The sequence below is a fragment of the Meiothermus hypogaeus genome, assembly GCF_003574035.1.
GTDB classification, from domain to species: domain Bacteria; phylum Deinococcota; class Deinococci; order Deinococcales; family Thermaceae; genus Meiothermus; species Meiothermus hypogaeus.
Window position 1 is genome coordinate 1 of the sequence record NZ_QWKY01000111.1, and the last position, 8,279, is coordinate 8,279.

An 8,279-nucleotide genomic window follows, 5' to 3' on the forward strand; every position below is an offset into this window, starting at 1 on the left:
TGCGCAGCCTGACCTTCTTGTTCATGTGCGGGCTCTGCTCGATGGCCCTCAGCCGCTCATCCTCTTCGCTGCTCAACTCAATGTACCGAAAGTTTCCCATAGTAAAAGTCTATCGTGAGTGTACTTACCAGATTCGCTTGATTCGTTACCATTCGGTACGAATCAACCCGACCGAAGTTATCCGCGTAGCGGAGGGCGATACCGCCCCTTGGAAGTTATCCGCGTAGCGGAGGGCGATACCGCCCCTTGGAAGGGAGACGCTTTCTTCGCCGACCGTTCGGGAGGGTGTGCTCTGGGATTCAAAAAGACAACCTATGGGGTTTTTTGGTTATGTAAACTGTCTTTTTGAATCCGGTATAACCTTGGGCTGAAAACGAGCAGAAGCATCATTTGGGACATGGTTTGCCATTCTCATACCCTCGGATCAAACTGCAAATCGCCCTAGAGTGCTCTTCACAAAGATCGAGTCCTCCTAGGGTTAGGAATCCTTTGTCCCAGGAGAGACGCAGCTTAATGGAGCTCGGCCTTGGGCTTTGGCCCATACTTGTCCAGGATGGTTTCACGGCTGATATACACCACCTGGGCAGGGTCGGTGAACAGGTGACGCGCGATCTCGCCCCGGTAGAGCCAGGCAAACCAGGCGGTAGTAATTTTGGACTGCAGTTCCATAGCTTTAGGCACTGGATGGGTCTTAAATCCCAGGGCCAGCGCCCCTTGCCCCAGATAGCTGTAGCCGAACAGAAACCGAACCTCGGGGTGCTCCTCAAGAAATTTCACAGACTCTCTGAAAGTTTCCCGGAAGGCCCGCAAGACCTGCATGGGGGTCATGTCGGCCATACGGGCCGACTCAAAGTGGATGTGGGCGCAGGGCGTCCCCTTGGGGTACTCGGGCAGGTCGGGGCCGGGGTAGGGCTGGAGTTCCAGGCGCAGGATGTGGTTGTAACGATACCCCACCTTGATGTTGCCCACCTTTCGGTCGTAGCGTTCCTCGTAGCCCTGATTAATCCGGATCAAGCCCTGGCGCGGGCTCAGGGGTTTTAGGGGAAGCTCACCTAGCTTGACCGGTTGATAACCGTTTTCCACCAGCCTGGGCAGCAGTAACTCCAGTACGCTGAGGGTTCGGGCCGGGCCGTCGTGCAACAGCACCACCGAACCCCCTTTGATATAAAACATCATTCGCTGCACGAGTTGTTCGGCGGGTTTGTCCAGCCAATCTTGCGATTCAATATCCCAAAGTACAACTTGCTTGCCCTGCATTCTGGCGAAAAGGCGGGTAAAGGGGGAGTGAATGCCCCAGGGAGGGCGGTAGAATTTTCCAGGACTCTTCTGAATGTGTACCCACTCCGTCCAGGGGGCCATCAGCACGGCGGGACGGTGCCAGTAGCCATGGGCCTCGAGCTGGTGGCCTGCCGAGGCCATCTTTTCCACCAGGTCGGGTCGTTGTTCGGCCTGCTGACCGGTCAGGAAAAAAGTGGCTTTGAGGTTGTATTTTTGCAGCAGCTCCAGAATGGCCTCGGTTTGTTCTGAGGGGCCATCGTCAAAAGTCAGGGCTATTTTGGGTTCGGCCCGGTTGCCCCAGGCCAGTGCTCCAACGCCCATCCAGCGGCCCAGCACCTCGGCCAGGGCGTAAAGCAGCAATACGGCAACGACCAGCGAACCGATCAGGGTTGCGATGTCCACCAGGGCCTCCACAAAGCCACTACGTAAAATACACTAAGCAACAGCATAATTGCTCCACCGGCAAAGAAAGGCGCGTTGTTGGCAATTGCTGCGGCCAGCACGCCCCCGACTGCCGGGCCAGTAGCGTGTCCCAGCCCTTCCACAGTCATCAGAGTACCCCAGGCAGCGGCCCGGTTGTTTTCTGGCAACAAGCGCACCACAAGCGCATTCCAGGCCGGGCCAAAGCAGCCAAAGCCTACCCCACCCACCACGGCCAGCAGCAGCAAAACGGGAAGTTCGGGTTTCAGGCCCAGGCCAATCATGGCCAAACCAATGAACAATAGCCCCACAATCAGCAGCTCACGGGGGCTGTTGCGGTCGGCGTGGCGACCTGTCCAGATGAGCAAAACGGTGGAGATGACCCCCCCCAGTACGATCAGGACGGTGATCCAGAACATGCTCAGGCCCAGCCCCTGGGCGTACTTGAGAATGTAAAAACTGAACAAAGCTGGGGCAAAGGTCTGCCCAAAGGCAGCGGGAATGAAGAGCAAAAGCCGTCGCCACGGATAGAGTTCTTGCCTTGGTGGGCGAACGCGTTCGGGCCGGAAGATGAGCGAAAGGCCGATCAGGATAACCGCTATTTGTATCCACTCGAGGATGTTCAAGGCCAGGCCAGGATTGACCTTGGTCAAAAAACCTATTCCGAGCACACCAATTCCCGTCCAGGGAGCGGTCAGCATGTTGGTCAGGGTGACTGCCCGGCCCTCCCGTCCCTGTACAGCTACCTGGCTGCTAAGCGTTAGCAAGCCGGGGAAGATGGCCGAAAGCGACACCCCCCAGACCAGACTGAGGCTAAACAACAAAACTGGTGACTGCGCGTAAGGCACAGTCAGCAATGCCAGTAACCCTACCGCCCCGCCGACCAGGGTGACAATACCCATGCCCAGCTTTTGCGAAAGATAACCGCCCAGGCTTTTACTAAAACTGTCCGACAACAGGTGAATGCTCCAGGCGGTGCCAATCACGGCCAGGGTGAAGCCCAGGCTGCCCCCATGAATAGCCAGGTATCCGGCGTAGAATCCGTTGCGAACCCCCTCCAATAAGCCCCAGGCCAGTATCAGGCGGGCTACCGCCGACAATCCTTTGAGGCGCCAGGGGGAAAGACGTTGTAACTTGAGGCGCACGGCTTAGAGTATACCTGTGCGTATCTCGGTGGTAATTCCGGCTCGAAATGAAGAACAATTTATATTAGGGTGCTTACATGCACTCAAGGCTCAGACCTTGCCACCCGACGAAATTATCGTGGTGGACAATGGTTCAACTGACCGGACGGGCGAGCTGGTGGTGGAAATGGGGGTCAAGCTGGTCAACTGTCCTACCCCGGGGGTTGCGGTGGCGCGCCAGGCAGGACTAGAAGCGGCTACGGGCGACTGGGTGGCCACGACCGACGCCGACAGCCGGCCGGTAGCGGGCTGGCTCGAGGCCCTGCGACCCCACATGGAGAACAGCGTGGCTCTCTATGGCCCCATGCGCATGTTTGGACTTCCGGCCTGGCAGGAGGAACTTACCGAACTGGGCTATGGCGTTTTTCTGAAGATGATGGCGCTTTTGGGCAAGCCCAACCTGGCCGCTGCGAACATGGCTTTCCACCGCCAGACTGCCCTGGAGCTGGGGGGCTACCCCATGGTCGAGGCCAGAGAGGACGTAATTCTGGGGTGGAACTTGATGAGTAAGGGCCAGGTTCGCTACGTGCGTGATGCCCTGGTACTCACTTCAGCCCGCCGAGTTCGGGGAGGTTGGCTCCCTTTTTTGTGGCGGCAGGCTATGAACCTTGGCGGGAATTCGACAGGCTATTTTGCGGCAACCGAGGGAAGGGAATCTTGAGCCGGCGCGGCTCAAACTCCACCAGCCGAGTCGCCTCGTCGTAGATGGCCACAATCTGTTCAGCCACCCGGCGGGCTGTGCGCCGGTCGGCAAATTTACGGGCCCCTTCGCTAAAACGCTGCCGCAGGTTCTCATCCCGCAGTAGCTCCAGCGCCCGTTGGGCCATCTCACGATGGTCGCCCGGTTGCACCAGATAGCCGCTGCTGCCCACCTCCACCCCTTGCAGGGTGCCCTCGGCGCCCACCACCACCACCGGCACGCCTACGGCCTGGGCTTCCCAGATTACCAGTCCCTGGGTCTCGGTCTCGCTGGCAAACAAAAATAGCTCGGCCATGCGGTAGTAGCCGCCGATTTTTTCGTAGGGCACAGGCCCCACGAAGGTAATGTGCTCCCCGACGCCCAGTTGGTGGGCCAGTTGGGTTAGCTCTTCCTGGTCGGGCCCCATCCCCACCAGGGCCAGGTGCGCATCCGATTCCTGGCGAATCTCGGCTAGAGCCCGGATCACCACATCCACGCTTTTTTCCTTGCCCAAACGCCCCACATGGAGCAAACGCCGCTTGCCCGACGGCCAGGGCGAAACCGGGTCGGGGGCAGCTTGCAGGATGTCGGTGTCGATGCCGGTGGGAATTACCTTAATCTCGCGCTCGATTTCGTAGCTCTCGGCCAGCTTCTTGACCGGGTCGGTGGGGGCAATAACCACGTCGGCGCGGTTGTAGAAGGCCTGACAGACCTTTTGCATGATGCCCACGTATTTGTCCAGCGTAGCCACACCGGGGATGTAGTGGGCGTATTTTTCCAGGTGGGTGTGAAAGGTAGAAACATGGGGTAAGCGGTTGCGGTAGGCCAGCCGGGCTCCCCAGATGCCAATGAAAAGGGGGGTGTGGGTGTGGAAGATCTCGAACTCGGTGGGCAGCAGGCGGCTGCTGGGCATGGCCAGGCGCTGATTCTCGAAAAAAGGATAGGCCACACTGGGCACCCGCACCACCCACTCCTCCCTGGGGTCGGCGTCGGGCATTTCGGGGGCCAGCACCCAGGCCTCGTGTCCCATGCGGCGCAGCTCGCGCTTGAGCAAATAGACGCTGGTGGCGACCCCGTTTGGCCCTGGCAGGTAGGCGTCGGTGAACAGGCCGATGCGGTACAGGCGCACGGGTATATGTTAGCACAGCCGACAATTGTTGCTTCTGCTGAGGTTTCGCCGCGAATGAACCCGGCGGTGAGCGAATAGTTCAGTATCTGGGTGGGGGATTGCGAAGACCCTCGAGCCACCCTTTCCAGATTATCTTTGCGCCCCCCAAACCCCGCTCGCGTAGCCTGGCCACAAACACCCCCAGGCTGTTGAGCGCCCAGAAGGTTTTTCCTAGAGGGCCAAAGGCATCGGAGCGCACCAGCCAGGCCCGGTTGCGGGCCTCGAGGTAAAACTGTTCGTCGGTAGCGGTGATTGCCGAGCTAAAGGGATTGCGGGTTTTGTGTACTACCACGCTATCCAGAACCAGGAAGCCCAGGCCACGGCGTAAGAGCCTACCAGAGTACTCGAGGTCGTCGTTCCAGAGAAAGTAGTCCCTGGTGGGTAAGGGATGTGCCATGGCGGCAGCACGGCTGACCAGCATAGAAGCATAGGTGCCAAAGCGTATCGGCAACAGCTTCTGCTTCCTGGACTTGAGCAGCAAGGCGGGGCGGCGGAGGTCGGGCCAAGGGATGCCCATGGGGTGAGGGCGCCCATCTGTCCAGACCAGCCGGCTTAGCAATAGGTTGGGCTCGAGGCCCATCCCCCGCACCCTGCGAAGGCCCTCGAGCATAAGGAAAAGACTGTCCGGCTCGGGGTGCGCGTCGTCGTCGAGTAGCCAGATCCAGTCGTATTCCAGGCCCCTGGCCAGGGCCAGGCCATGATGAAATCCACCTGCCGCGCCGGTGTTTTCGGGCAGACGCACGTAGCGAAGCGCGGCGAACTGTTGCCGCACCATTGCCTCGGTGCCATCGGTTGAGGCGTTATCCAGCACCAGCACCTCGGCGGGCGGGTAGGTTTGTTGCAGGATGCGCTGTAAACACTCCTCGAGGAGCGTTTTGCGGTTGTGGGTGACCACCAGGGCCAGCACGCTATCCGGCATGGGCACCCCCCAAAGCCAATGTTTGACGAATCTCCTGGGCAATTTGGGGCAAGGCTCCCCGGGGCCCATTGCGCTCGAGGCCCTCCCTTCGCGCTGCCGCACGAGCTGCTTCATCCGTCAGAAAAACCCGCACAGCTTCGGCCACGGCCCTGGGGCTAGGTTCCACCAGGCGCAGGGCTTTGCCCAGCAACCGACTCTGACGCAAGGCGTTGGGGTAGATGTACTGAGGGCCAGGGGTGGGGAAGGCTACTACCGGAATGCCCATCCCGGCGGCCTGCTCGTTGGCGGTCCCGGCGGTGCCGATGGCGACCTGCCCCACGTGCAAAATGGCCGAGAAGGCACCCCGCAACAGCCAGACCCGGTGCTGTGTGGATACGGCGCTGGCGGTGTGTTCGTCCTGCACTTCGAGGCGCCAGCCCTCCGGTAGCGGTACGTGCTGGAAGTCGCCGGCCCAGGCCACCAGGCCTTGCATTTCGGGAAGCAGGGCCGCGCTTTCGAGCATCAGGGGCAGGCTAAAGCGCACGTCACCGCGGGTGCCGGGCAGCAAGACCAGCACCGGCCTGCCATCCAGCACCTCGCTCAGGTTGCGTTCGGGGGCCGATAGGGTATCCATGGCCATGCTGCCCACGAAACGGGCCTTGTGCATGCCAAGCTGCTGGGCGCGCTGTTCGCTCAGCTTGTCGCGCACGTATACGGCCTGCACGAAGCGGTGCATCCAGCGCTCGTAAAACAGGTAGTCCTCGGCGGCAAACTGGTTGGGCTGTTTGAGCCGCTCCCAGACGCTACGGCCCCCCCAGTAGTAGTGAGATATTTGTGGCTGAAGGTGAAACAGCGGCAGCCGCCCCCAGTCCGAGGCTAGCACGCCGATGGCCAGGGTGTAGGCGTCGCCCACTGCGGCCACTGCCCGCACCTCGTCCCGGGCAAGCTGAGCGGCCCGGATCTGCCGGACGATTTCCAGATGAAAACCAGCCTTCAGGTCGGCAATCAGGTTCTCCAGGCTATTGAAGGGGAAGCCCCCCGAGGGCATCTGGGTGCGAGGGCCCAGGATGCGTTCGACCTTGCCTTCGTACCGCTTGCCAGCCCCCACCAGGGGCAGGGCCGCCAGCGAGAGGCCCTCCAGGTATGCGCAGAGAGAAGCGCCTATCAGGTCTTCGGCGTTGCCGCCTGAGATGATGAGCACATCGGTCATGCCGATTCAACCTTGCGCGATTTGGACAGGCTTCTCGAAGCCCCAGTACCGGGCATCTTCTGCTGTGGGGTGGACGTTGGCCCGGTCTTGGGCAACGGCTCGAGGGTCACCTGCAAGGCCAGGAGGATGGCCTGGACCTGGGTTCGGAGTGGCACAAATGCCTGGGGCTTGTGCAGGGCCAGGGTTTCGTCGGGGGGCAGGTGGATGAATCCGGCAGGCGCCTCCAGCGGCAGCGTGGCCAGGGCCAGATACATCACCTGGTTGCACAGATACAGCCCCGCGCTGTTGCTGACCACGCCGGGAATGCCCGCCTCGGCCCAACGGGCCTGGATGGCCCGTAAGGGCAGACGGGTGTGCAGGGCCAGGGGGCCCCCCGGCAGAATGGGGGTGTCTTGCAGGCGGTGCCCGCCATTGTCGGCGATTTCAAAGTCGAGCAGGTTTACCGCCAGGCGCTCGAGCGACAGGAGTGCCCGGCCTGCGGCCAGCCCCAGGTGGAGCGCAGCGGCAGGCTGGTGACGACGGTAGAGCTCCTGCAGGGCCTCGGGCGCCCGGAGGGTGTCTACCGGCAGCGTGGCCCGCTCCAACTCGGCCTGGCCCAGCCGGTTGGGCAGGTGCTCGAGCAAAGCGTTGCTGGGGTTGTGCGGTAATCCGGCAAAAGGCTCAAAACCGGTAACCAGAATCTTCACGCTGTTAGTGTAACAAGTCCTCCTTTGCAACCCAGGCGCCGGGGTAGACTGCGGTGCTCCTCCAGGGCTCCCCTGGTGGAAAGGTTTGTTATGCAGAAATAGCCCACTTTATGAACACAACTGCACAATCCATCCACAACCACTACCTGCCCGGCCTGCCCCAGGTGGCCCGTGCGCTGCTTTTTGCCCAGGGCGAAGGCCCTCGGGTGTTGCTCTGTCCCCCCGAGCGCCTGAGTCTGTATGCCGACCTGGGGGCGCTGGGGGTCTCGGCTTACGTGAACCCCGGCCTGGAGGCCGTTGGCGAGGCACAGGTGGTGGTGATGAGCTACCCCCAGGCCCTGGAGGCGTTTCCGGCGCAGCCCGAAAACTGGCGGCTGGTGCTCGAGGTGGGCCGCAGCTACCTGCGCGAAGACCTGCTCGAGCGCCTCTATCGCATGGGCTACCTGCGCGAGGAGGACTACCGTGTACAGGGGGATGTGCTCGAGCTAGAAGAAGTACGAATGGAGTTCTTTGGCGATGAACTCGATGGCCTCAAGGTGGCCGGCGAACCCCGGCAGCGCTACATTCTGACGGCCCGCGAAGGCAAGGCCGAGACCTGGGACGCCCACAAAATCTTGCACTTCCCCGGCACGGTCTACCTCGATACCCCAGCCCTGGCCCCCGAGGCGCTCTGGCCCCTAATAGCAGGGCGGGATCGGGTGACCTTTGGCCTGGGGGGGCCCGAGCTACCCACCCTGCCCCTGCCCTACAGGCCCC

At 61.4% G+C, this 8,279-nt stretch carries 7 protein-coding genes and 1 pseudogene; 2 read left to right on the forward strand and 6 right to left on the reverse strand.

Annotated elements, in window-relative coordinates; genetic code table 11:
- Positions 1-510: 510 nt before the first annotated feature.
- Positions 511-1,680: a polysaccharide deacetylase family protein gene (locus Mhypo_RS16375; RefSeq protein WP_240637300.1), complete on the reverse strand. Its 1,170-nt coding sequence runs from the start codon at positions 1,678-1,680 to the stop codon at positions 511-513.
- Positions 1,662-2,843 (reverse strand): MFS transporter, encoded by a 1,182-nt coding sequence (locus Mhypo_RS16380; RefSeq protein WP_119342324.1) that lies wholly within the window; start codon positions 2,841-2,843, stop codon positions 1,662-1,664. The genes Mhypo_RS16375 and Mhypo_RS16380 overlap by 19 nt, the downstream gene beginning before the upstream one ends.
- A gap of 28 nt (positions 2,844-2,871) precedes the next feature.
- Here Mhypo_RS16380 and Mhypo_RS16385 point away from each other — a divergent pair, with 28 nt between their 5' ends.
- Positions 2,872-3,543: a glycosyltransferase family 2 protein gene (locus Mhypo_RS16385; RefSeq protein WP_307724519.1), complete on the forward strand. Its 672-nt coding sequence runs from the start codon at positions 2,872-2,874 to the stop codon at positions 3,541-3,543.
- On the opposite strand, the gene Mhypo_RS16390 is transcribed toward Mhypo_RS16385, so the two are convergent.
- The 4 genes from Mhypo_RS16390 to Mhypo_RS16405 form a co-directional block, all read right to left on the reverse strand.
- Positions 3,482-4,690, reverse strand: coding sequence for a glycosyltransferase family 4 protein (locus tag Mhypo_RS16390; protein WP_119342326.1), 1,209 nt, complete (start codon positions 4,688-4,690; stop codon positions 3,482-3,484). The two genes, Mhypo_RS16385 and Mhypo_RS16390, sit on opposite strands and share 62 nt — an antisense overlap.
- Before the next feature lie 79 nt (positions 4,691-4,769).
- A complete protein-coding gene (locus Mhypo_RS16395; protein WP_119342327.1) occupies positions 4,770-5,648 on the reverse strand; it encodes a glycosyltransferase family 2 protein in 879 nt (292 codons plus the stop codon).
- On the reverse strand, positions 5,638-6,837 hold the full coding sequence (locus Mhypo_RS16400) for a lipid-A-disaccharide synthase-related protein (RefSeq protein WP_119342328.1): 1,200 nt from the start codon (positions 6,835-6,837) through the stop codon (positions 5,638-5,640). Before Mhypo_RS16400 ends, Mhypo_RS16395 begins: the two co-directional genes overlap by 11 nt.
- Positions 6,834-7,523: a pyroglutamyl-peptidase I gene (locus Mhypo_RS16405; RefSeq protein WP_307724518.1), complete on the reverse strand. Its 690-nt coding sequence runs from the start codon at positions 7,521-7,523 to the stop codon at positions 6,834-6,836. The genes Mhypo_RS16400 and Mhypo_RS16405 overlap by 4 nt, the downstream gene beginning before the upstream one ends.
- Positions 7,524-7,633: 110 nt before the next feature.
- Here Mhypo_RS16405 and Mhypo_RS16410 point away from each other — a divergent pair.
- Positions 7,634-8,279, forward strand: a pseudogene (locus Mhypo_RS16410) (transcription-repair coupling factor); the annotation flags it as partial.